This window comes from Streptococcus sp. FSL E2-3494 (assembly GCF_038007085.1).
GTDB lineage: Bacteria > Bacillota > Bacilli > Lactobacillales > Streptococcaceae > Streptococcus > Streptococcus thermophilus.
Genome location: NZ_JBBOWN010000002.1, coordinates 1 through 23635, shown reverse-complemented (window position 1 = coordinate 23635; position 23635 = coordinate 1). Strand labels below are relative to the sequence as shown.

Below are 23635 nucleotides of genomic sequence, written 5' to 3'. Positions count from 1 at the left end.
TACTATTAAGAGGTGTAAACATGTTAGAGGCATATAAAAATTTTTGGTTAGATTATCTCGATTTTTATGGTCGTACAAAACGATTAGATTATTGGCGGGTTGTCCTGATTAATGGCGTTATCGGTAGCTTGGTTTTCCTACTGATGTACTTGCTTGGGCAAACAAAAGGTGCTGGATTTACATTGACGGATTTCATTCTATTTATAGCAGCAACGGCGCTTCCTACCATTTCTATGCAGATTCGTCGTCTACGTGATGCCAATTTCAATGTTGCTTGGATTGTATTAAAAGCGACACCACTACTAGTAGTACTTTGGGTGATGTATGCCTTTCCTATAAGAGATTCAAAATAACTCCAATATAAAAAGGATGAAACTAGTTAATCTAGTTCCACTCTTTTTTTCTTATAAAATAAAGCTACCTAAGAGGCTAACGAGGGTGAAGCTGATAGTTGCATAAAATACAGCGAGACGGGTCGCCTGGATAGGTTTATAAAGTCTAATAAGTGTTAGGACATACCAAATAAATAGTACTGTGACAAACCAACCTGATAGTAAGCGACGTGGCGTTACACCATAAAGTGCTATATAAACGCCAAAGAGTTTCCAGCCGGCGATAAGGGGCAAAGAGGCTAGCAAAAGTAAAGAGTAGGGTACTCAACAAACGAAGCCCCTTGTGGGTGAAGAAGTTTTCTTTAGAAAAAATGTAAAGTCCAGCTAGGATTCCCAAGTTAAGGGTAGAGACTCGAACTAATTGCCAGAAGCCCTGAACAGCAATATGTGAGGCTTGATGGGCTGGAATTTTGACTTGGTTGAGAGAAAGGAGTTCTCCCATTTGACTAGTGGCAGTTAATATGAATAGGGCATAAGTAAGGCAGAGGCTTCCGAGTACGATATAAGCTGCTACTTTTGGAAACTGACGGGTTGTTTTAAGACGGCCTTCAAATCGTTTTTGACTAAGTGGCTTTTCTTTTGCCAAATAGGTTGCAATAAGTTGAGCAAAAAGTCCTGAGCCAGAGGGATACTGGTTATTAAACGAGAGAATAATAATCCGTTATCCTTGAAGGTGATAGTGAAATCAAGTAGAGTAGCAAGTGTATGGAAGAACTGTTGCCAAAGTTGTCCGAAAGCAGGCAAGACCTGACTAGCAGCGAATACCATCAGTATCAAGGCAATCATGATACTAATGAGAATCATCCATTTGTGGTTCTGAACTGCGTGTTTTTCTTCTTCAGAGAGCTCTTGTTTAGGTGCTGTTTTATAGAGTAGTGTCCAGGCTCCGATAAAGAAATATTTCAGTGGGAAGATGCAGCTAGTGTATAATGAGGTCTAGCCAAACCATAATTCCCAAACGGTCTTGACTACTTTGTCCAGTACGTGCCATTAAGTAAAGGAGGATACTCGCATGAAGGCAAAGAATCTAAGCGCTCCCCCAGTTGTCGTGCAGACCCCAAAGACTAATTTGTAAACCTTGTAGTAGACTAGTGACCATAAGTATTGCCGATTCAAGTCGCATTCCCTTTGCTTTTCCACCTAATAGACGACAGCCCAGTTCAATCGTACTTATCAAGACAACGATTGCTGGAAAGGCAAAGGAAAAATGGGTCAAGTAAGTGACATATAGGAAGCAGGCCACGAGACAGGCGACAATCAGTCCCTTAATTTTCCAAATGTCTTTTGGTGAAAAATATTCCAAGAGTTTCTTGGTTTTGGTTTGAAGACTAGTCTTTTCGTCGGGATATTCCTGGGAGACTAGCTGTAAATTAGTAGTATAGTTATTTGTTTTAATCATAATTCTCCTTTTGGATGTTAGTCCAAAAAAGACTTTATTATAAAAAATGTTCAATTTTGTCACCCAACTGTAAAATTACTAAAAATAGGTCTATGGACTTAGGTCTGGAGAATGAGTTGGAAAAATAGGTGAGTAAAAAATATTATTCTCACATTGAATGATAGATTGTACGGGCTATATTGTCAGAAACTGTCAAATGCTAAAGATAGTTTTTTAGAGATTAACTGTTTGTTTATCTGGGATTGAGCAAAGGACTTCTATCGAGGATCACCAAAGGTGATGTCATTTTTTGACACTATATGTTAGATTGACTGCTATCTAAATGTTGCAAAATTTCTGAAAATTCGTTGACATGTTTTTTCAAAGTAGTATGATATTAACATAAAAAAACTTAGGAGGTTCTTATGTTAGGTGTCATCCTACTCTATGTTGGTATGGTTTTGATGAGTAATGGACTCCATCGTTTAGAGGGTATTCCTGATAAATCAAATGTTGTCATGAATATCTTTACGGGTGGTCTGGGTTTGATTCTCAACATTATTGTCATTGCTTACGGAGCTTGTACAGGGCAAGGTGCTGAATGGTTTTATGGTAGCGCTACTGGTCTTTTATTTGCTTTCACCTATCTTTACTCAGCAATCAATACGATTTTCGATTTTGATCAACGTTTGTATGGGTGGTTTAGTTTATTTGTGGCAATTAATACGATACCAGCAGGGATTCTTTGCTTAACATCTGGATACGGTGGTAATGCTTGGTATGGTATTATTTGGTTCTTGTGGGGTGTCCTATGGCTAACTGCCTTTATTGAAATTAATCTTAAGAAGAATCTAGGAAAATTTGTCCCTTACCTAGCTATTTTTGAAGGAATTGTAACAGCTTGGATTCCAGGGCTTTTGATGCTTTGGGGCAAGTGGTAAGCATTGATTTAAGGAGGAAAAACGATGCAATTGACAATGCGCGAGCAGGAAAAAATGATGATTAGCCTTGCGGCTATGATTGCTCAACGACGTAAAGACAAAGGAATCAAATTGAATCATCCAGAAGCAGTTGCTTTAATCACTGACTATGTGCTTGAAGGTGCAAGAGAAGGTAAAACTGTTGCCCAATTGATGGATGAAGCTCGCAATCTCTTAACACGTGAAGATGTTATGGAAGGTATTGCAGAAATGATTCCAATGATTCAAGTTGAAGCTACTTTTACGGACAGTACAAAACTGGTTACTGTTCATGATCCTATTCAGTAAGGAGAAATGTAATGATTCCAGGTGAATACCATGTGGCGAGTGAGCCAATTGATTATAACGGTGGTTATGAAGCCATTAGTCTTGAAGTGAAAAATGTGGGTGACCGTGCTGCTCAAGTGGGTTCTCACTACCATTTTTATGAAGCAAACGAAGCTGGTCTTCAATTTGATCGTGAAAAGGCGCGAGGCAAACGTCTAGATATTCCAGCAGGTACAGCCATTCGTTTTGAGCCAGGTGAAACGAAAACAGTACAACTTATTGACTTTGGAGGGAAACGTCGTATTTTTGGTTTCAATAACAAGGTCAATGGTTTCTTAGACTAGAAAGAGGACAAATCGATGAGTTTTAAAATGGATCGTGAAGAGTATGCTCAACACTATGGACCAACTGTAGGGGATAGTGTACGTCTTGGAGACACCAATCTTTTTGCAGCCATTGAAAAAGACTTTACTGTTTATGGACAGGAATCTAAGTTCGGTGGCGGTAAAGTTTTGCGTGATGGTATGGGTGTTAGTGCTACGGAAACACGTGACAATCCATCAGTTGTTGATACCATTATTACAGGTGCAACCATCATTGACTATACAGGTATTATTAAAGCAGATATCGGTATTCGTGATGGTAAGATTGTTGCTATTGGTCGCGGTGGTAACCCAGATACAATGGACAATGTGGACTTTGTTGTGGGTGCTAGTACAGAAGCCATTGCTGCAGAAGGTTTGATTGTGACTGCTGGTGGTATTGACCTCCACGTACATTATATTTCTGCTGACCTTCCTGAATTTGGTTTGGATAATGGAATTACGACCCTCTTTGGTGGTGGTACTGGTCCCGCTGACGGTAGTAATGCAACAACATGTACACCTGGTAAATTCCATATTACTCGTATGTTGCAAGCTGTTGATGATATGCCTGCTAACTTTGGTTTCCTTGCCAAAGGTGTTGGTTCTGAGACTGAAGTGGTTGAAGAGCAAATTAAAGCTGGTGCAGCAGGAATTAAGACACACGAGGACTGGGGTGCGACTTACGCAGGAATTGATAATTCCCTTAAAGTTGCGGATAAATACGATGTTTCTTTTGCGGTCCACACCGACTCTTTGAATGAGGGTGGATTTATGGAAAATACTTTGGAATCTTTCCAAGGTCGTACCGTTCATACCTTCCATACCGAAGGTTCTGGTGGTGGGCACGCTCCAGATATTATGGTTTTTGTAGGTAAGGAAAATATTTTGCCATCATCAACTAACCCAACTAACCCATATACTACAAATGCTATTGGTGAGTTGTTAGATATGGTTATGGTTTGTCACCACTTGGATCCAAAAATCCCAGAAGACGTATCTTTTGCCGAATCACGTGTTCGTAAACAAACTGTGGCTGCAGAAGATGTTCTTCACGATATGGGAGCCCTTAGTATCATGACTTCAGACGCCATGGCAATGGGACGTGTCGGTGAAGTAGCAATGCGTTGTTGGCAACTAGCTGATAAGATGAAGGCTCAGCGTGGTCCACTTGAGGGAGATTCAGAGTTTAACGATAATAACCGTATTAAACGTTACGTGGCTAAATATACAATTAACCCTGCCATCACCAATGGTATTGCAGACTATATCGGTTCTGTAGAAGTTGGTAAATTTGCAGATTTGGTTATCTGGGAACCAGCACAATTTGGTGCAAAACCTAAGTTGGTGCTTAAGGGTGGTATGTTAACTTATGGTGTTATGGGTGACGCTGGTTCAAGTCTTCCAACACCTCAACCACGTATCATGCGTAAATTATATGGTGCTTATGGTCAAGCGGTTCATAAAACAAATCTTACATTTGTCTCTCAATATGCTTATGATCACGGTATCAAAGAAGAAATTGGTTTGAATAAGATTGTTCTTCCTGTTAAGAATACGCGTAACTTGACTAAGCGTGATATGAAGCTTAATGACTACGCTCCAAAAACAATCCGTATCGATCCACAGACCTTTGATGTCTTTATTGATGATGAGTTGGTTACTTGTGAGCCAATCCATACGACATCATTGTCTCAACGTTATTTCTTGTTCTAAGGAAAACGCTATATACATGAGGCTGGATTTTTTCCTCCAACCTCTTTTGTATTTTACAGCCATAACGTTTTTAGCACTTATTAGGTTGCTATATGAGTCTGATGCTAGACTTTTAAAATGTAATAGAAAAGGAAAAAGTATGATTTTTACAAAAGTAGATGCTCTTGTTAAGGATATCGATGTGGACAAATACCATATTGAAACAGTCATTCTTTCGAGTGACGATCTTAACAAAAAAATTATTCGTGTGAAGAGTGATCATGGGAATGAATTTGGTATTCGTCTTGATAAGGGACAAAAATTGCAAAATGGATCTGCCTTTTTTATCGATGATCACCATGTCCTAGCTATTGGTGTTGAGTCACAGGATTTGATTGTCATCTCACCTAAAGATATGGATGAAATGGGAATCACAGCTCACATTCTTGGGAATACTCATAAACCGATTGAGGTGAAAGATGCCAAGATTTATTTAGAGGTTGACCCAGTTGTAGAGCAAGTCTTGACTCAAAAAGAGATTGCCTACACGATTGAAGAAGTGGTCCTTGATAAACCCCTACGCCATGTGAATTTAACTGCCCATGAACATTAATCCCTTTGCTAATGTATCTTTGCAAGATTATCTTGAAATTGTGCAAATTGTCGATTCAACCTTTCCAATTGGATCATTTAACCACTCATTTGGGATGGAAAATTATCTGCGTGAAGACACTGTAACAGATGATAAAGGTTACGAAGAGTGGCAAGAAGCCTATTTAGCCAGTCAGTTTAAATATGGTGAAGGTCTTGTAATCAAACTGGTTTATGATGCTATGGTTACAGATAACATAGACCAGGTTTGGTATTATGATAAGGTCTTGACAGTTTCAACGCAAGCGCGTGAAACAAGACAGGGGACTAAAATGATTGCTAAACAAATGCTTCGACTCATTCAAAGGCTTCATGCTATTCCGGTATTGGATGACTATCAGTCTAAAATACGTAAGGGTGTGGCCTTCGGCAATCCAGCTATTGTCTTTGCGCTCTATGTGTTTAACAAGGGCTTGGGATGTAATGAAGCCATAGCACTTTATGGTTATAGCGTGATTTCGACGATGGTTCAAAATGCTGTGCGTGCCATTCCCCTTGGACAGTTTGCTGGACAGGAGATTGTTTTACGTAGCTTTTCGCAATTAGAAAAAATGACACAAGAAATTCAAGAATTGGATGCGTCCTACCTTGGGGCCAATACGCCTGGTCTTGAATTAGCTCAGATGAAACATGAAACACAGGTATTCCGCCTATTCATGTCCTAAAATATCAACAAGGTTGAGAGGAAAAAACAATGACAAAACGTACTGTAATTATTGGAGTTGGTGGACCTGTTGGTTCAGGTAAAACCCTTTTGCTTGAGCGTCTTACACGACGTATGTCTGACTTAAATTTAGCAGTTATTACTAACGATATCTATACAAAAGAAGATGCCCTTTTCTTGGCTAAAAATTCAAGCTTAGACGAAGACCGTATCATTGGTGTAGAAACTGGTGGATGTCCTCATACTGCGATTCGTGAGGATGCCTCTATGAACTTTGAAGCGATTGAAACTCTTCAAGAGCGCTTTAATCATGATTTGGATGTTATTTTCCTTGAAAGTGGTGGAGACAACTTGGCTGCGACCTTCAGCCCTGATTTGGTTGATTTTACCATTTATATTATTGACGTTGCTCAGGGTGAAAAAATCCCACGTAAGGCTGGTCAAGGGATGATTAAGAGTGATTTGTTCTTGATCAATAAGACTGACCTTGCACCTTATGTTGGAGCCAACCTAGATCGTATGCGTGAAGATACCCTTCATTTCCGTAACGAAGATTCTTTCATTTTCACAAATTTGAATAATGATGACAATGTTAAGGAAGTAGAAGAATGGATTCGTAAGAATTTCCTACTAGAGGACTTGTAAGATGACACAAGTTTACGATGGCTTTGTCCATCTTGGATTTTCAAATCGAAATGGTCGTACAATTTCCCACAAGAAATATCAAGAAGGTAACTCTCGAGTATCGGCAGATAATTCAGATGCCAATGGCGTTCCTTACTATTTCCTCATTAATATGGGTGGGGGTTTTGTCGAGGGTGAGCAGTATCAAGTGACCATTGATGTTAATAAAGATGCTCATGCCTTGGTGACAACTCAAACACCTACCTATGTTTACAAGTGTGAGAAAGGACAGTTGACACAACAGAATACGTCTATCACACTTGAAGAAAATAGTTATTTGGAGTACATGGCTGATGAAGTTATTCCATATTTAAAATCACGCTATTTCCAAACAAGTCGTATTGATATGGATAAGTCTGCCCACTTGATTTATTCAGATGGTGTAACGGCAGGTTGGTCTCATGAGGATTTACCGTTTCAATACCATTATTTTCGTAATTTGACACAAATTTACCAAGATAATGAGCTTGTTTATAGCGATCAGACTCTCTTAGAGCCTGAGAAACAAGATATGTTTAAACTTGGTTATTTTGAAGGATGGCGTAATTACAATAGCTTGGTAATGGTGTCCCCAAATATTGACGAGGCTTTTGTTAAGGCTTTGCAGAAGCACTTAGAAGGGCTAAATCTTGAGTCTGATTTTGCCATTTCATCCTTAGATATCTCAGGTTTGGTGTTACGTATCTTAGGAAAAACTGCTGAGGATAATCGTCGCATCATTTATTCTTGTGCAGACTATTTTAGAAAAGAAATACATGGATTAACCACTTTGAATTTGAGAAAAAATGATATGAGGAGATAAAAAATGCATATTCCTGAAAATTACCTAAGCCCTATGACTTGTGCGGCAATGGGGGCAGTTATGTTGCCTATTTGGTATAAGGCTGTCAAGGAAGTGAAGGTAAAGGTTAACACTGATAAAAAAACGATTCCTATGTTGGGAATCGGGACTTCCTTGTCCTTCCTTATCATGATGTTTAATCTTCCAGCCCCAGGTGGAACGAGTGCCCATGCTGTTGGGGCAGTGCTAATTGCTATATTGTTAGGACCTTGGGCCTCCTGTTTAGCAGTTAGTGTGGCTCTAGCTATGCAGGCTTTGCTATTTGGTGATGGTGGGATTTTGGCCTTTGGTGCGAATGCCTTTTGTATGGCTGTTGTCATGCCATTTGTGGGTTATGCTGTTTATAAACTCTTGAATAAGTGGACAAAGAATAGGATAATTGCTAGCTTTTTTGGAGGTTATATTGGAATTGTAGTTGCGGCCCTGACTGTTGCGGTTTTACTAGGAATTCAACCGATTCTCTTTAAAGATAGCAGTGGTAATCCGCTTTACAATCCATATCCTTTGAGAGTGACGCTTCCAGTAATGGGCTTGACTCACCTGCTTATCGGCTTGGTAGAAGGATTTTTCACAGCCGGTGTTCAAGAATTCATTGAACGTTTGAATATTGATAATACTCAGGAAATAACGACTAAAAAACTACGTCCTTTATTGCTCTTTATCCTAGCCTTAATTATCCTAACGCCACTTGGTTTATTGGCGACGGGAACAGCTTTTGCAGAATGGGATGTCAAAGAGTTAGTAGAAAAATTGTCTCATTACCATGTGGAAGCCCAAGCGCCAAAAGGAATGTTGAATGGTTTTTCATTCAATGCCCTTTTTCCAGATTATAGTATCGCAGGCATTCCAGAAATTTTGGGTTATATCCTGAGTGCTGCCTCTGCTGTTTTGATTTTCTTCATCCTCTATCGCTTGATTTTCGGTAGAAAGATTGAAAAATGATTCTGCCAGATTGGATGTCGGAAGAGCGCCCAGTAGTTACTAAAGTCGGTAGAAATAACTTTCTTATCCGGAATCGTCACCATCTGGAAGCTCTTCTTCAAAAGTTTGAAACGCATCCTTTAAAAGTAGCATCAGTCTTTCATCCAACAGCTAAGGTTTTACTTCTCTTTTTCTTACTTGTTTTAGTGGGAATTAGCCGAAATCTCATAGTTTTGTGGATTGTAGCCTTGTTTTTAGGAGCTGGCGTGGCTTTTTTACCGCATTCTGTTTTAGTAAGAACTTTGAAAAAAACTGTAGTGTTGTTGATCTTCCCTTTAGTTCTTTATCTACCGCATCTCTTACTTAGCGGAGGTCAATCGCTCTTTCTTTTTAGACTTCCTTTGATTGCCGTAGCCATTGCTTATTATTCAGAGACAAGTACAATAAGTGATATGCTAGTGGCATTAAAAGGGTTGCATTTTCCTGATCTTGTTCTGCTCCAGTTAGATATCACCATAAAATATATCGATGTCTTTGGAAAACAATTAATGGATTTGCTCAAAGGGATTGAAGCACGAAGCTTTGGCGGCAACCATCGTTTCCGGATTGGAAGTAATATCTGGGGAATTTTATACCTTAAAGCTATACGCTATGGTGAGGAACTGACTCAAGCCATGGAAGCACGTTGCTTTGTTGGTGAGTATGTCAAGTCATCACAGTCATTCACATGGAAGGACTGGCTGGCCTTGATAGGTCTAGTAGCAGTGATTTTAGGACAGATTATGTTAGGAGGATGAGATGTTTCAATTGAAACAAGTGGCCTGTGCCTATGAACAAAAAAAGGTCTTTACTGGTCTTGATTTGGAGATTAGACAAGGACAATATGTGATGTTGATGGGGGAAAATGGGACTGGAAAATCAAGTCTTATCAGTTTATTAACTGGCTTCAAGCAGGAAGAATCTGGTCGCATTCTTTTCTTAGGGAAGGACCTCAAAGAATGGCTGAAGGACAAACGTCAAAAACGAGATTTTTATAGTCGCCTCGGAATCCTCTTTCAGGATGTGGATAGTCAGTTATTTAATTGTACTGTCTATGATGAGATTGCTTTTGGTCCACGTCAGCTAGGTCTTACCGAAGAAGTGTCACAGCGCGTTCAAGACACGCTATCCCTGCTTAAAATTGAAGATTTAAGAGATCGCGTTCCCTATCAACTGTCTGGTGGAGAAAAGAAGAAAGTGGCTTTTGCCAGTATCATGGTAACTAATCCAGATGTGTATATTCTTGATGAACCCTTCAATAATCTTTCTAAAGAATATGAAGAATTTTTTAGGGAACTTCTACATGAGCTTCATTCAGCTGGGAAAACCATTATCATGTCTGCTCATCACTTTAAGCATCTTCATCACGAAAAGGCTGATGTTCTTCTTTTTGAAGACGGCAAAGCTGATTTCTTTCCTGCCCAGGAAGTGCTCAGTAACCAGCAAGTAATTGAGCGTTTGTCACATTATTAATAAGGATAAGTAGGAAATCGTTCTAGGTTTCCTACTTTTTTCTTTGTCAAACAATTGATATTTTTAGGTGATAGTATTTTCTTATCACTTTGATTATGTTTAAGTATTAGTTAAGCTTAGTGAATTCTGTTACAATAAAAAAATCAATCTCAAAGGAGAGTATTATGAAACTTAAAAAAATTCTTGGAATTACGGGTGTAGCCATTGCTTCAGTGGCTTTGCTTGCTGCATGTTCATCTAAATCACCAAAAGAAGCATCTAAATCTTCAGGTGCTAAAGAAACAATTAACTTTGCCACTGTTGGGATAACAGCACCGTTCTCATATGAAGAAAACGGTGAATTGACTGGTTACGATGTGGAAGTGGCTAAAGCAGTCTTCAAAAACTCTGACAAATATGAAGTGAAATTCCAAAAAACAGAATGGTCTTCAGTATTTACAGGTCTTGACTCAGCTAAATACCAAATGGCTGGGAACAATATCTCTTATTCAGAAGAACGTGCCCAAAAATATCTCTTCTCATATCCAATTGCTACCACACCAGCTGTTTTGACTGTTCCAAAAGATAGTAATATTAAGAAATATGATGATATTGCTGGACACTCAACGCAGGTTGTTCAAGGAACATCGACAGTTACTCAATTGACAGAGTTTAATGATAAACATTCAGACAAGCCAGTTGAACTTAACTACACAAATGAAAATATTGAACAAATGTTGACAAATTTGAATGAAGGCAAATATGACTTCAAGATCTTTGAAGCACAAACTGTTAATGCAATCATCAAAAACAATAAATTGAGCAACTTGAAGACTATTGAGCTTAAATCTGATGAACAACCATACATCTACTTCTTGTTCGCAGATAATCAAAAAGATCTTCAAAAATTTGTAAACAAACGTTTGGAAGAACTCCAAAAAGATGGTACTTTGGCTAAGTTGGCTGAAAAATTCTTTGGAAACAAAGATTATATTCCAACTAAAGACGCTTTGAAAGTTCCAAGCAAAAAATAAGAAAGGAGTTGGGAATGATTCTCAGCTTTTCCATATAATTAAAATCGGCTCTTTGTCAACTGTAGTGGGTGACGAAAAGCCTTTGTTTATTATATGATAAATAAAAGAGGGAAATGATGAAAAAGGTAAAATTTTTGCCAACTTTGAAAATTGCTTTTGAAATTCTTATTGTTGTGTGTGGATAAATTATGAATGACAGTGCATAATCAATCAAATTAAGGAGAAGAGAAATGACCATATTAAAAACTTTTAGTGATACGGTGAAACAATATCCTTCTAAAGTTGCTGTTATGTATAGCGGAGGAGAGTTTACTTTTCAAGAAGTAGATGTGATGTCTAATTTTATTGCTAAGCAGCTACTACTCAATAGCGATGAAGAGACTGTACCTTTTTATATAGAAAAAAATAAGTATGTTTTACCAGTTGTTTTGGGGATAATGAAATCGGGTAAAATTCCGTTACCTATAACAAATAGTCTTGAGGTCAAAATATCATTAGAACGTATTAGCGAAGTTGTCTTTGACGTGTTGATAAGTGATAGGGATGTTAAACTTGAAAATCATTCAGTAACTCTTTTGCTCTTACCCAAAAAATTAGAAAGTTACAGTGAGTATCAAGAAGTAGCTACAACTAAAGAGAATGAAATTGCACATATTATCTGTACTTCTGGAACTACTGGGGTTCCTAAAAAAGTATTTTTAACTGATGATAACATAGATTGGCTTGTAAAAGAATTTTATAAAATTGTGAAGTTTACTTCCGAATCAAAATTTTTATTTACAACTCCCTATACTTTTGATGTTTCATTAACAGAGATTTTGGCACCTGTATATACGGGTGGTACTTTGGTTTGTTACGATGGTGGGATTCAGAATATTATTCGACTAGGAGAAACAATTGAGAAAAAGAAGATAACTCATTTATCATTATCTCCGTCTTTTGCTGAAACTATTATTGATATTAGTGGGCCAGAAGTATTCCAGAATTTAAGAGCGTTGTGTCTAGCAGGTGAGACATTTCCTAGTTCATTAGCGAATAGGTTGAGAGGGCTTATTCAGCAAGGGTGTCGAGTATTTAATTTATATGGGCCTTCAGAAACAACAATTTATGCAACCTACTATGAGTTGAAAGATAGAAAATATAATACTGTTCCAATTGGTAAGCCTTTGCCTGGGGTTCAACTAAAGATAGCTTCTCAAAAAGAGAATTCTAAGATGGCAGAACTTCTAATTGGTGGTAATGGAGTAACGGAAGGGTATAGACTACAACCCGAATTAAATAAAGCTAAGTTTAAGTTGATAGGTTCAAATAGGTACTATGTAACGGGGGACTACGTTTATTACCAAGGAGATAACTTGGTATTTAGTTCAAGAATAGATAGCCAAGTCCAAGTAAATGGTATTCGTATTGAATTAGATGAGGTAAAATCTATTGTAGATAAACTTAAATCAGTTAAATCATCACGAGTTGTTTTTTATAAGAAGAAACTTGTCGTATTTTATGAAGCCGATTTGAATATTAAAGAAGATATTATTAGAAGTTTACCTAGTTACTTAAATCCGACGGTAGTTAAAGTTGAGAGTTATTATCTCAATCAGAATAGAAAGTTGGATGTTCCAAAAATGCTTGAGATATATTATTATAAAAAACAAAGTCAACAAGGAGATGATGTTAGAAAAAATATTTTAGATGTACTATCTAAATTTGAAAGAGTTGATATCACAGATTTGGATTCGTTAGAATTAGTTAGATTTTATTTAGAGATTGAGGATATCTTTGATATTGAAATTAAAGAAAATGATTTTTATAGGCTAAAGAGTGTAGATTCGATTGTGGACTATATTAGAAATAAATCATTTTTTCAAGAACGTTCAACTGAGCCAAACGATAGTTTTACTAAAGAACATGACTTGGTTAATTTAGAGTATAATCTCACAAAAATGAATTATCGTTATTTGAAAAATATTATTACTCCTAGCCCGACACAAAAGAGACTTTATAAAAACAATCAAAATCGTGTTATTGGTTTTAATTTAGCACTGGAAGAAGTGACTTATTTAGAATTGAATAAGCTGCACCATATTATTAAATATTTAAGCTATAAAATTGATATATTTAGACTTGTTGTCGAAAAGGAGCAAACTCGATTTAGCATAGGTATTGTGAATGAAGGAGATTACTCACCTAATATTATTGTACTAAATAATTTACCAACAGAGTTAGAATTACAAGGAATATTAGATAATATAGAAGTGATTCCTATTCCAATTATTGTGGTGGGAACAAGAGATAAAAAAGTAAGATTTTATTTTCCATATCATTCTATTGATGCATCATCATTAAATAAACTTGGAGATACAGTATATCAACTGTACGAAAAAAAGATAGTTATTGATGAAGTACCTAGTAGTTCACTGGTTGCTTTTTCGCAGTTTAAAAGGGAGGTGTTACAGAATGATGTCTCTGGGGATGTTCTTGCTAGATTGCCAAAGATAAAGCCTGCTATTGAGTTTGAGAAATTAAATGATGAAGTTCAATGTTTTCAAGTTTCTTTACCAGAAGATATTAAAGGAGACGATGTATATCTTTTTACAATTTATGCTATCTCACAGTGTATTTTAAGCGACTATAATCTGTCTGCTATATCTGGGGGTCTATCTTTGGATTTTAGAGATTATGAACAGTTTGATGCGTATGACTTAATAGGAGACATTCACAAGAAAATTCCATTCCAAGTAAATCGAACTGAAACTTTTGAGGAGTTTAAAAACTCTCATTTCAAAATTTTGGAGATCTATCGTACAGGTATTGATTACTATGAAATTGCAATGTTAGGAAATGATATGAGTGCTAAAGAAGTGCAAGAACGATTAAATAATCTGTCTCTATCAATAAATTTCATTGGCGAAGCATTTAGGTTAAAAGATACTATTAATAATATAATTGATGTTGATTTTGATAAAAATTTTATTAATGTATTTGTACATGAGCGATTTGCATACGCAGTTATAAAATCTGAGTTATTGAGTAATAGTGTTTATGACTTAATGCATAAAGATAGCAAATTCGAGCTAAAAGTAATTGATAAAAAACGACTGGAAAATGAGGAGACAAACCGATGAGTATTTATAAAGATATAGTAGAGGGGTACCAACTGAATAATATTCAGGAAAAGGATAAATTGAATAACGTTTTGGTACAGCTTAATGAAAAAGATGATCAAGAGATGATAAATAGAAAGAATTTCATTGGGCATTTTACAGCATCAGCATTTGTTATTTCAAAAGATAACAGGCGTTTATTGATGGTTCACCATAATATTTTAAAAAGATACCTACAGCCTGGGGGGCATATTGATAAAAATGATAGAAACCCGCTAGATGCAGCGAAACGTGAGCTGTTTGAGGAGACTGGGATAGATTCTGAAATATTGACGTATCAATGTGCAGAACCATTGAATAGCTTGATACCTTTTAATGTTTCTGTGCATAAGATACCAGAAAATAAATTGAAGAATGAGCGTTCCCACTACCATTATGACTTGCAATATTTATTTTATATTGAAAATGAGGTTGATGTGAAAATTGACAGCAACGAATCGAGTTCCTATGAGTGGATTCAGCTAGATAATGTAAAGGACATGGACGGCTATAAGGAAATCATTAAGAAGATTGAAAAACTTGAAGCAGCTTCTCAAGAACGTTTTTTATCTAATATGCTGAAAGGTGCATCGTTTGAAGACATATCATGTATTACTGTACAACATATTATTCCAAGTACAATACCGATTATCATGACATTGCAAAAAATATTTGGGCATCGTTTGTTAGTGTGTGCTAAACCAAACTCTGTTGATAAGATGGTATGGCACAAGCTAGAAAATATGGGGGTAAGATTAACATTAGCTTCAAGGGATGAATATTTTAATGTAGATTATCTGGGGATAAAGAGTAAAACAATTTTATTAGACATTGGTGGGTATTTTGCCTCAATTGCTCAGATTCCAAACTTACCTATCGAGTGTATCATTGAAGATACAGAAAATGGGATTCAAAAATATGAGAATGTTATTGATCAAATAGAATATCCGTTATTTTCTGTCGCTAGAAATCCCCTGAAGAAGAATGAGGATTACTTAGTTGGTGCGGATATTGTTTTTGGGACAGATTATATATTACATCAAAAAAATTTATTAATGCAATATATGCAAGTGGTTTGTATTGGATATGGGAAAATCGGTTACGGCATCTGTACCAAATTAAGAGAACTTGGTATTAGACCGAAGGTGCTGGAAAAAGATAGCATGAGAACTATTCAAGCGGTACGTGATGGTTGCGACATTTTGCTAGAAAAAGATTTCAAGAATATTGATTTGATTTTTTGTGCGACCGGTTCAAAAAGTCTAGATATTTTAGATTTTCGCTCTATCAAAGATGGAACCTTCCTAGTCTCTGCAACATCTAGTGATGATGAATTTAATTATAGCTATTTATTGGATGAATATGAAGAAATAGTCGAAACTTCATTAATCACTAGATATGAAAGTGAAGACAACTATTTCTATCTGTTAAATCAAGGAACACCAACTAATTTTGTAGTAAACTCCGCTTTGGGAAATTATATTTTATTAGTCCAGGCAGCCATTCTATATACAGCTAAGAAGTTTATTGAAGATAGAGAAATGGCTATAGCTAAGCAAGTAAACACTCTTTCGGATGAGGATAACTATAATATTGCGAAGCAATGGTTAGAAGAGTTCTGCTAATGAACAAATATCTGAGGAGTTTATTTTGAATAAAAAAGAACAACAAAATACATATTTACTTGTAGGGAGCCGTATTATTTCTCGTGTTGGAGATATTATGTTTGACTTTGCGAATAACACTTTTTTATCGAGTGTAAATGTTAAGTCACTTATGTTAGTTGGTATTTATCAGACATTAGAAAACATCATCAGTGTGATTTTTAATCTTTTTGGTGGTGTTCTGTCTGATAACTTTCAAAGAAAACGGATTATCATTTTAACAGATATTTTAAGCGGAGTATTGTGTCTTGCCTTATCTTTTATTTCTAATCAGCAGTGGTTGATTTATGCTGTGGTTATCACAAACATTATATTAGCTTTTTTCTCATCATTTTCAGGCCCTGCTTATAAGGCTTTTACTAAAGAAGTGGTGGAAGCAGATAATATTTCAAAACTAAACTCATTACTAGAATCGTTTATAACGGTAGTTAAAGTCGTTGTTCCCCTGGTATCGGTATCTCTATACGGTTTACTAGGATTATATGGTATTTTACGTCTAGATGGGATAACATTTATTGCATCTGGGTTGCTTATTCTCTTTATTCGTCCCATACTTGAAGAAAGTACTGGGAAACAGGTGTTTTCATTATCGAAAATCTTTTCAGATCTTTTTGAAGGAGGAAGGTATCTAGCTAGTCAAAAGGAAATTTTGTACTTGGTTATTTTATCTGCGATTGTTAATTTCTTTTTAGCAGCTTATAATCTGTTGTTACCATATAGCAATCAGATGTTCCCAAGAGTTACCGTTGGCTTATACGGTGTTTTCCTAGGAGCAGAAGCAGTAGGTGGTCTTATTGGAGCGTCTTTAAGCAGTATTCTCAATAAAGTTTTGAAAATAAAAACAATGATTTTATATCTTGGAGTATCAGGTGTTTTTCTATCTTTGACACCTATGGTATACTGTGTTTTTCCAAGTGCTTATATGCTTGCGTTATATCCTGCTTTATTCAACTTGTTTTTGACTATGTTCAACTTACAGTTTTTTTCATATATCCAAAAGAATGTGGATAATGTCTTTCTTGGTAGAGTTTTTGGGATTATTTTTACTGTTGCAATTTTATTTATGCCCATTGGGACAATGACATTTACTTTTCTTTTAAGCCCTAAAAATATCTTTAATTTTGTTATCGTTGGTTTATCTATAGGAGGTATTTCGCTTCTCTTTTATAGGATTTTTAGCAAAAGATTGAGGTAAATTTTCAGAGTAATTTTAGCTCCGATGGCGTAGTAAAATTGCTTAGTAAAGTCACAATTTATATACTTGTTAGGGCAACCATTACACACATAAGGTAATCGTTTTAGAAGTGGGCGGGCCTCACATTTTGAGTGTTGATTGATTCCTTGATGGTAAGGTGTTTACATACTTTTTTAGAGACAGTAGATGGGTCGCCGATTAGTTTAGAAATAGCTCTAAATGTCTTGTTCGTTTCTCATAAAAGTCAGCGATATTGCAGGGATTGGTATGACTAGCTGAAGCGATGTTGTGAATGTACTTGAACAAGATTTTACTGGCATAGGGATTCCCTCGTTTAGTGATGTGTTCCTTAGCGAGAAAGTTCCCAGATTCATAGTGTCTCAGGTCAATGCCAATAAAATCGTTGATTTGATTGGTATACTGCGACGAATATCTCCCAATTCGCCAATGATAGATGTCGCTGTGGTTTCTGCGATGCCAGGAATTGACCGTAAGATGTCATACTCTGGTAAAGGCTGAGCTAGAGCTACCATGTCGTTTAAGACAACCCGTCTGCGTTCAGAAAGACGAAGCAATTCGGCTCTTTGTCAAACAATTGATATTTTTAGGTGATAGTATTTTCTTATCACTTTGATTATGTTTAAGTATTAGTTAAGCTTAGTGAATTCTGTTACAATAAAAACAATCAATCTCAAAGGAGAGTATTATGAAACTTAAAAAAATTCTTGGAATTACGGGTGTAGCCATTGCTTCAGTGGCTTTGCTTGCTGCATGTTCATCTAAATCACCAAAAGAAGCATCTAAATCTTCAGGTGGCAAAGAAACAATTAACTTTGCTACTGTTGGGACAACGGCACCATTCTCATATGAAGAAAATGGTGAATTGACCGGTTACGATGTAGAAGTGGCTAAAGCAGTCTTTAAAGACTCTGATAAATATGAAGTGAAATTCCAAAAAACAGAATGGTCTTCAGTATTTACAGGTCTTGACGCAGGTAAATACCAAATGGCCGGGAATAACATCTCTTACTCAGAAGAACGTGACCAAAAATACCTCTTCTCATATCCAATTGCTACCACACCAGCTGTTTTGGTTGTTCCAAAAAATAGTGAGATCAAGAAATACGATGACATTGCTGGACACTCAACACAGGTTGTTCAAGGAACAACAACAGCTACTCAATTGACTGAATTCAATGAGAAACATCCAGATAAGCCAGTTGAACTCCACTATACTAATGAAAACATTACACAAATGTTGACAAACTTGAATGAAGGTAAATATGATTTCAAGATTTTTGATGCACCAACTGTTAATACAATCATCAAAAATAATAAGTTGAGTAATTTGAAGACCATTGAACTTAAGTCTGATCAACAACCATACATTTACTTCTTGTTTGCTGATAATCAAAAAGACCTTCAAAAATTTGTAAACAAGCGTTTGAAAGAACTCCGAAAAGATGGTACTTTGGCTAAATTGGCTGAAAAATTCCTTGGAAATAAAAACTATATTCCAGCTGAAGATGCGTTGAAAGTTCCTAGTAAAAAATAATAAAGAAGGCTGGGATTGATTCTCAGTTTTTTCATATAATTAAAATCTAGGGCAAGGTATAGTTAATAGCTATAGAGATATACAATTATAAACAATTTGCTACAATTCTCATCTTATGGGATAATAATTTAACACTTAAAACAATTAAAGGGAGTTCGTTATGAAACTTAAAAAAATTCTTGGAATTACAGGATTGGCAGTCGCTTCAATAGTAGCCTTGGCTGCTTGTGGTGCCGGTGGTAACAAATCTGCTAAAGATGATAAAACATTGACAGTTGGTATCATGACTTTGGATGATACAACTGAGCCAGTGTGGGATAAAGTCAAAGAATTGGCTAAAGACAAGGGTGTTACAATTGACTTGAAAGAGTTCACAGACTATAATCAACCAAATGAGGCTCTTAAAAATGGTGAAATCGACGTTAATGCTTTCCAACACATCTATTTCTTGAACAACTGGAACAAAGAAAATAAAGGTGATCTCGTTCCAGTAGCTGATACACTCATTAGCCCACTCCACCTTTTCTCAGGAACTGAAAACGGTAAAGCTAAGTATAAGGATGTTAAAGAGCTTCCAGAGGGAGCTACTATCTCAGTACCTAACGATAGTACAAACGAAAGTCGCGCTTTGACTCTCCTTCAAACAGCTGGTTTGCTTAAGTTGGATGTTAAAGATGGCGAATTGGCAACTATCAAGAATATTTCTGAAAATCCAAAGAAATTGGAGATCAAAGAAATCTCTGCTGAACAAGCTGCCCAAACTCTTTCATCAGTAGACGCTGCAGTTGTTAACAACTCATATGCACAACAACAAAATGTTGACTATAAAACAACCCTCTTCCAAGAAGATCCAAGTCGTCAAGATTTGAAAGAATGGGTTAATATCATTGCAGCTAATAAAGATTGGGAAAAATCAAACAAAGCCGATGCTATCAAGACTTTGATTAAGGCTTACCAAAATGATGAAGTTGCCCAAATCATTTATGATGCTTCTAACAAAGTTGACCTTCCAGCATGGAAAGGTGCACCAACACGAGATCAATTGGAAGCTAATTCAAAGAAATAAGCTAAGGGCGAAAGGGCGTGTGAGAGCACGCCGTTTTGTCGTATATGAAGGAGTCTATTTGATGGCATTTCCTAGTGAAGAAGAGCAGCTACGAAAGTTTCGTAATGATGAAGTTGCTCAGCACTATTTTGAAGTTTTGAGAACTTTGATTTCTAAAAAATCTATTTTTGCTCAAAATATTGGTCTCTATGACGTTGCTGCTTACCTCGGTGAAATTTTTTCTCGTGTAGGAGCAGAGGTAACTGTTGACGAGACCTATGCGGCACCTTTTGTCTTGGCTAAATTCAAGAGTCCAAACCCAGATGCTAAGACGATTATCTTTTACCAACATTACGACACTGTTCCAGCAGACAATGATCAACCGTGGACGGATGATCCTTTCTGTTTGACAGTTCGTAAGGGTTACATGTATGGTCGCGGTGTCGATGATGATAAGGGGCATATTACAGCCCGGTTGACAGCTCTTCGTAAGTATATTCGCGAGGTCGGAGACCTTCCTGTTAATATTACCTTTATGATGGAAGGGGCTGAGGAGTCTGCTTCGACTGACCTTGGAAAATATTTAGAAAAATACCGTGATGACCTTCTCCCAGCAGACTTATTGGTTTGGGAACAAGGAAATCGAAATAGTAAAGGACAATTAGAAATTACGGGTGGCAACAAGGGGATTATTACCTTTGACTTGTCTGTCGAGAGTGCGGATGTTGATATCCACTCTAAATTTGGTGCGGTTATTGAATCTGCTTCCTGGTACTTACTCAATGCTATTTCAAGCATGCGTGATGATCAGGGACGTATTCTTATCGATGGTATCTATGGGAAAATTATCCAGCCAAATGAACGTGAGATGGATCTTATCGAGACTTACGCCATTGAAAATGCAGATAGCCTCCGTAAGATTTATGGCTTAAAACTACCAATTTTGGAAAGCGACCGTCGTGCTTTCTTAAAAACGTATTATTTTGAGCCAGCTCTTTCTATTGAAGGGATTTCGACAGGTTATCAGGGGCAAGGTGTTAAGACCATTCTGCCAGCTCAAGCCAAAGCTAAGATGGAGATGCGCTTGGTCCCTGGTTTGACACCTGAGTATGTTTTGGATTGTATCAAGGCTCACCTCAAAAAAGAGGGTTTTGATCATATCAAGGTAACCTTCACTCTTGGTGAAGAAAGTTATCGGAGTGATATGTCAGCTCCTGCTATTGTCAACGTTATTGAGTTGGCAAAAGGCTTTTATGAGGAAGGTGTCGCTGTACTTCCGACAGCTGCAGGCACAGGTCCTATGCATATGATTTACGAGGCTTTGGGTGTTCCTATGGCAGCTTTCGGTATAGGAAATGCTAATAGTCGAGATCATGGTGGGGATGAAAATGTTAGCCTAGCAGATTACTACACCCATATTGAACTAATTAAGGAGTTAATCGCAAGTTATGAGTAATGTCATTATTGATTTGAAAAATATTGATATCACCTTTACGCAGAAACGTCGCACTATTCAAGCGGTTAAGGATGTGTCCATACAGATTGAAAAAGGTGATATTTACGGAATCGTTGGCTATTCAGGGGCTGGTAAATCTACTCTTGTTCGTGCTATCAATCTTTTACAAGTACCTACAGCTGGTAAAATCACTATCGGTGAAGATGTGATTTTTGAGGATGGTCAGGTTCAATTAACGACAAGAGAATTGCGTCAGAAACGTCAAAAGATTGGGATGATTTTCCAACACTTTAATCTTATGGCTCAAAAGACAGCTTATGAAAATATAGCCTTTGCTCTTCGTCATTCTAAACTAAGTAATGAAGAGAAGGATAAAAAAATTCGTGATCTTCTAGAGTTGGTTGATTTGGCAGATCGTGCCGAAAACTATCCTGCACAATTGTCAGGTGGTCAAAAACAACGTGTAGCGATTGCGCGTGCCTTGGCTAACGATCCAGAAATCTTGATTTCAGATGAGTCTACATCAGCTCTAGACCCTAAGACAACTAAACAAATCCTTTCACTTTTACGAGATTTGAATACAAAACTTGGGTTGACAGTTGTTATGATTACTCACGAAATGCAAATCGTCAAAGACATTTGTAACCGTGTGGCTGTTATGCAAAATGGTCAACTTTTGGAAGAAGGAAGTGTTCTTGATATCTTCTCAAACCCACAAGAGGATTTGACACAAGAATTTATTGAAACTGCAACAGGGATTGAGGATGCCTTGGCTAAGATTAATGCACAACCTTTGGTGAAAAACTTACCTGTATCTGCACTTCTTGTTCAGCTTAAATATGTAGGTTCTTCAACAGATAAACCCCTTTTGACTGAAATCTTCAAAGACTTCGGCGTTTCAAGTAATATTCTTTATGGAAATGTTGAGATTCTCGGTGATACCCCTGTTGGTGAATTGGTCGTTGTTTTAGATGGTGATTCTGATAAGGTTATTGCTGCGCAAAAAGCGATTGAAAATGCAGGTGTTAGCTTGCGAGTACTTAAGAAAGGAGACCAATAATGTCAGATTGGATTCAACAAAACTTTCCAGATATTTATCGTATCGGTATGCAGGGGGCTAACTCTTGGCCAGATGCCATCTACGCGACACTTTATATGACTGTGATTTCCTTCATCATTGGTGGGCTTCTCGGTCTCATTATGGGTCTCTTCTTAGTATTGACAGGTCCTCGCGGTGTCATTGAAAATAAATTTATTTTCCAAATATTGGATAAAATTACTTCAATCTTTCGTGCCATTCCTTTCATTATCCTCTTGGCCATTTTGAAAGACTTCACATACTTTATCGTAGGGACTAACCTTGGTAAGACAGCGGCTTTGGTCCCATTATCAGCTGCAACCTTCCCATTCTTTGCACGTCAAGTACAGGTTGTACTGGCAGACTTAGACCGTGGAGTGATTGAAGCAGCACAAGCTAGTGGTGCAAGTCTTTGGGACACGATTAAGGTTTATCTTGGCGAAGGACTCCCAGAATTGATTCGTGTATCAACAGTGACTTTGATTTCCCTTGTGGGTGAAACTGCCATGGCTGGAGCTATCGGTTCAGGTGGTCTCGGTTACATCGCCATCTACTACGGATACAATCGTTCAAGTACATCAGTTACCATCTTGGCAACCTTCTTGATTTTGATTTTGATTTTCCTTATTCAGTTTCTCGGTGATTTCTTGACCCGTAAGTTGAGTCATAAATAGAATTTGAAAGCCTATTTATCAAAGGCTTTTTTCATATCTTGACGATTTCAGTAATTTATCATAACATGGAAACTGTAGAATGCTTTGTGGTTGCCCTAATCACAAAAAGGAGTTAATTAGTTATGAAACGTTTTATTTCAGCTTGGAATAGGACCAGTCTGATTAAGCGTATTGCCATTGGTGTGGTAATTGGCGCTATACTTGGTTTACTGATTCCAAAGATTACGGTTATTGGTCTTTTGGGAGACATGTTTGTTGGTGGATTAAAGGCGATTGCACCACTCTTGGTTTCCGCTTTGGTTGCGAATGCCCTCTCTCAAACACGTGAAGGTCAGCAGAGTAACATGAAGACAGTTATTGTGCTTTATCTCTTTGGTACCTTTGCGGCTGCTTTGACAGCTGTTATTTCTCACTATATTTTTCCAATTTCCTTAAAATTAGGAGCAGCCTCAGCTACTAAGGCGGCTG

At 37.1% G+C, this 23635-nt stretch carries 24 protein-coding genes and 1 pseudogene; 22 read left to right on the top strand and 3 right to left on the bottom strand.

Features of this window, described 5'->3' with window-relative positions; genetic code table 11:
- Positions 1-20: 20 nt before the first annotated feature.
- Positions 21-353 (top strand): DUF805 domain-containing protein, encoded by a 333-nt coding sequence (locus NST05_RS08465; protein WP_024704184.1) that lies wholly within the window; start codon positions 21-23, stop codon positions 351-353.
- Between the two features lie 145 nt (positions 354-498).
- Here NST05_RS08465 and NST05_RS08460 read toward each other — a convergent pair whose 3' ends face one another.
- Both NST05_RS08460 and NST05_RS08455 read right to left on the bottom strand, forming a co-directional pair.
- Positions 499-978 carry a DUF4153 domain-containing protein gene (locus tag NST05_RS08460; protein ID WP_224107489.1) on the bottom strand — a complete coding sequence of 160 codons (480 nt, stop codon included), beginning with the start codon at positions 976-978 and terminating at the stop codon, positions 499-501.
- Between the two features lie 441 nt (positions 979-1419).
- Positions 1420-1791, bottom strand: coding sequence for a hypothetical protein (locus tag NST05_RS08455; RefSeq protein ID WP_224107488.1), 372 nt, complete (start codon positions 1789-1791; stop codon positions 1420-1422).
- 404 nt (positions 1792-2195) lie between these two features.
- On the opposite strand from NST05_RS08455, the gene NST05_RS08450 reads away from it, so the two are divergent.
- From NST05_RS08450 to NST05_RS08380, 15 genes are all read left to right on the top strand, one after another.
- Positions 2196-2711 (top strand): AmiS/UreI family transporter, encoded by a 516-nt coding sequence (locus NST05_RS08450; RefSeq protein ID WP_024704185.1) that lies wholly within the window; start codon positions 2196-2198, stop codon positions 2709-2711.
- A 24-nt stretch (positions 2712-2735) separates the two neighbouring features.
- Complete coding sequence (locus NST05_RS08445; protein ID WP_002886558.1) at positions 2736-3038, top strand: urease subunit gamma; 303 nt, start codon at positions 2736-2738, stop codon at positions 3036-3038.
- An 11-nt stretch (positions 3039-3049) separates the two neighbouring features.
- The gene (locus tag NST05_RS08440) at positions 3050-3361 is read left to right on the top strand and encodes an urease subunit beta (protein WP_002886559.1); all 312 of its coding nucleotides are present in this window, start codon (positions 3050-3052) and stop codon (positions 3359-3361) included.
- Between the two features lie 15 nt (positions 3362-3376).
- The gene (ureC, locus tag NST05_RS08435) at positions 3377-5095 is read left to right on the top strand and encodes an urease subunit alpha (RefSeq protein WP_084828473.1); all 1719 of its coding nucleotides are present in this window, start codon (positions 3377-3379) and stop codon (positions 5093-5095) included.
- Positions 5096-5234: 139 nt separating this feature from the next.
- Positions 5235-5687: an urease accessory protein UreE gene (ureE, locus tag NST05_RS08430; RefSeq protein ID WP_002949549.1), complete on the top strand. Its 453-nt coding sequence runs from the start codon at positions 5235-5237 to the stop codon at positions 5685-5687.
- A complete protein-coding gene (locus tag NST05_RS08425) occupies positions 5677-6390 on the top strand; it encodes an urease accessory protein UreF (protein WP_002946398.1) in 714 nt (237 codons plus the stop codon). The genes ureE and NST05_RS08425 overlap by 11 nt, the downstream gene beginning before the upstream one ends.
- Positions 6391-6419: 29 nt before the next feature.
- Complete coding sequence (gene ureG, locus NST05_RS08420; protein ID WP_002889928.1) at positions 6420-7034, top strand: urease accessory protein UreG; 615 nt, start codon at positions 6420-6422, stop codon at positions 7032-7034.
- Position 7035: 1 nt separating this feature from the next.
- Positions 7036-7875: an urease accessory protein UreD gene (locus NST05_RS08415; protein WP_084828474.1), complete on the top strand. Its 840-nt coding sequence runs from the start codon at positions 7036-7038 to the stop codon at positions 7873-7875.
- 3 nt (positions 7876-7878) lie between these two features.
- On the top strand, positions 7879-8856 hold the full coding sequence (cbiM, locus tag NST05_RS08410; RefSeq protein ID WP_011680723.1) for a cobalt transporter CbiM: 978 nt from the start codon (positions 7879-7881) through the stop codon (positions 8854-8856).
- Positions 8853-9632, top strand: a complete 780-nt coding sequence (locus tag NST05_RS08405) for an energy-coupling factor transporter transmembrane component T (RefSeq protein WP_084828475.1) — start codon at positions 8853-8855, stop codon at positions 9630-9632. Before cbiM ends, NST05_RS08405 begins: the two co-directional genes overlap by 4 nt.
- Position 9633: 1 nt before the next feature.
- The gene (locus NST05_RS08400) at positions 9634-10347 is read left to right on the top strand and encodes an ABC transporter ATP-binding protein (RefSeq protein WP_011225459.1); all 714 of its coding nucleotides are present in this window, start codon (positions 9634-9636) and stop codon (positions 10345-10347) included.
- Positions 10348-10511: 164 nt separating this feature from the next.
- Positions 10512-11360, top strand: a complete 849-nt coding sequence (locus NST05_RS08395; protein ID WP_011680725.1) for an amino acid ABC transporter substrate-binding protein — start codon at positions 10512-10514, stop codon at positions 11358-11360.
- A 230-nt stretch (positions 11361-11590) separates the two neighbouring features.
- Entirely contained in the window at positions 11591-14482 is a 2892-nt protein-coding gene (locus NST05_RS08390; protein ID WP_011225461.1) for a non-ribosomal peptide synthetase, read from the top strand.
- Entirely contained in the window at positions 14479-16125 is a 1647-nt protein-coding gene (locus tag NST05_RS08385; RefSeq protein ID WP_011225462.1) for an NUDIX domain-containing protein, read from the top strand. The genes NST05_RS08390 and NST05_RS08385 overlap by 4 nt, the downstream gene beginning before the upstream one ends.
- 25 nt (positions 16126-16150) lie before the next feature.
- Complete coding sequence (locus NST05_RS08380) at positions 16151-17359, top strand: MFS transporter (RefSeq protein WP_011225463.1); 1209 nt, start codon at positions 16151-16153, stop codon at positions 17357-17359.
- Between the two features lie 222 nt (positions 17360-17581).
- On the opposite strand, the pseudogene NST05_RS08375 reads toward NST05_RS08380, so the two are convergent.
- Positions 17582-17937: pseudogene (locus NST05_RS08375) on the bottom strand (transposase); the annotation flags it as partial.
- Positions 17938-18065: 128 nt separating this feature from the next.
- On the opposite strand from NST05_RS08375, the gene NST05_RS08370 reads away from it, so the two are divergent.
- The 6 genes from NST05_RS08370 to NST05_RS08345 all read left to right on the top strand — a co-directional run.
- Positions 18066-18914 carry an amino acid ABC transporter substrate-binding protein gene (locus NST05_RS08370; RefSeq protein ID WP_084828477.1) on the top strand — a complete coding sequence of 283 codons (849 nt, stop codon included), beginning with the start codon at positions 18066-18068 and terminating at the stop codon, positions 18912-18914.
- A 160-nt stretch (positions 18915-19074) separates the two neighbouring features.
- Complete coding sequence (locus tag NST05_RS08365; protein WP_084828478.1) at positions 19075-19980, top strand: MetQ/NlpA family ABC transporter substrate-binding protein; 906 nt, start codon at positions 19075-19077, stop codon at positions 19978-19980.
- Between the two features lie 61 nt (positions 19981-20041).
- Entirely contained in the window at positions 20042-21415 is a 1374-nt protein-coding gene (locus NST05_RS08360; RefSeq protein ID WP_084828479.1) for a M20/M25/M40 family metallo-hydrolase, read from the top strand.
- A complete protein-coding gene (locus NST05_RS08355; protein WP_084828480.1) occupies positions 21408-22475 on the top strand; it encodes a methionine ABC transporter ATP-binding protein in 1068 nt (355 codons plus the stop codon). Before NST05_RS08360 ends, NST05_RS08355 begins: the two co-directional genes overlap by 8 nt.
- Positions 22475-23167, top strand: a complete 693-nt coding sequence (locus NST05_RS08350) for a methionine ABC transporter permease (protein WP_084825771.1) — start codon at positions 22475-22477, stop codon at positions 23165-23167. Before NST05_RS08355 ends, NST05_RS08350 begins: the two co-directional genes overlap by 1 nt.
- 122 nt (positions 23168-23289) lie before the next feature.
- Positions 23290-23635: cation:dicarboxylate symporter family transporter (locus tag NST05_RS08345; protein ID WP_340742994.1), on the top strand; the 346-nt coding region annotated here is incomplete at its 3' end.

Bases quoted from the DNA above. Each gene is read 5' to 3' on its own strand.
- NST05_RS08370 (WP_084828477.1), top strand. From the start codon at position 18,066: ATGAAACTTAAAAAAATTCTTGGAATTACGGGTGTAGCCATTGCTTCA.
- NST05_RS08395 (WP_011680725.1), top strand. From the start codon at position 10,512: ATGAAACTTAAAAAAATTCTTGGAATTACGGGTGTAGCCATTGCTTCA.
- NST05_RS08385 (WP_011225462.1), top strand. From the start codon at position 14,479: ATGAGTATTTATAAAGATATAGTAGAGGGGTACCAACTGAATAATATT.
- cbiM (WP_011680723.1), top strand. From the start codon at position 7,879: ATGCATATTCCTGAAAATTACCTAAGCCCTATGACTTGTGCGGCAATG.
- NST05_RS08355 (WP_084828480.1), top strand. From the start codon at position 21,408: ATGAGTAATGTCATTATTGATTTGAAAAATATTGATATCACCTTTACG.
- NST05_RS08465 (WP_024704184.1), top strand. From the start codon at position 21: ATGTTAGAGGCATATAAAAATTTTTGGTTAGATTATCTCGATTTTTAT.
- NST05_RS08360 (WP_084828479.1), top strand. From the start codon at position 20,042: ATGGCATTTCCTAGTGAAGAAGAGCAGCTACGAAAGTTTCGTAATGAT.
- NST05_RS08400 (WP_011225459.1), top strand. From the start codon at position 9,634: ATGTTTCAATTGAAACAAGTGGCCTGTGCCTATGAACAAAAAAAGGTC.
- NST05_RS08445 (WP_002886558.1), top strand. From the start codon at position 2,736: ATGCAATTGACAATGCGCGAGCAGGAAAAAATGATGATTAGCCTTGCG.
- NST05_RS08390 (WP_011225461.1), top strand. From the start codon at position 11,591: ATGACCATATTAAAAACTTTTAGTGATACGGTGAAACAATATCCTTCT.
- NST05_RS08425 (WP_002946398.1), top strand. From the start codon at position 5,677: ATGAACATTAATCCCTTTGCTAATGTATCTTTGCAAGATTATCTTGAA.
- NST05_RS08455 (WP_224107488.1), bottom strand. From the start codon at position 1,791: ATGATTAAAACAAATAACTATACTACTAATTTACAGCTAGTCTCCCAG.
- ureG (WP_002889928.1), top strand. From the start codon at position 6,420: ATGACAAAACGTACTGTAATTATTGGAGTTGGTGGACCTGTTGGTTCA.
- NST05_RS08440 (WP_002886559.1), top strand. From the start codon at position 3,050: ATGATTCCAGGTGAATACCATGTGGCGAGTGAGCCAATTGATTATAAC.
- NST05_RS08365 (WP_084828478.1), top strand. From the start codon at position 19,075: ATGAAACTTAAAAAAATTCTTGGAATTACAGGATTGGCAGTCGCTTCA.
- NST05_RS08405 (WP_084828475.1), top strand. From the start codon at position 8,853: ATGATTCTGCCAGATTGGATGTCGGAAGAGCGCCCAGTAGTTACTAAA.
- NST05_RS08450 (WP_024704185.1), top strand. From the start codon at position 2,196: ATGTTAGGTGTCATCCTACTCTATGTTGGTATGGTTTTGATGAGTAAT.
- ureE (WP_002949549.1), top strand. From the start codon at position 5,235: ATGATTTTTACAAAAGTAGATGCTCTTGTTAAGGATATCGATGTGGAC.
- ureC (WP_084828473.1), top strand. From the start codon at position 3,377: ATGAGTTTTAAAATGGATCGTGAAGAGTATGCTCAACACTATGGACCA.
- NST05_RS08415 (WP_084828474.1), top strand. From the start codon at position 7,036: ATGACACAAGTTTACGATGGCTTTGTCCATCTTGGATTTTCAAATCGA.
- NST05_RS08350 (WP_084825771.1), top strand. From the start codon at position 22,475: ATGTCAGATTGGATTCAACAAAACTTTCCAGATATTTATCGTATCGGT.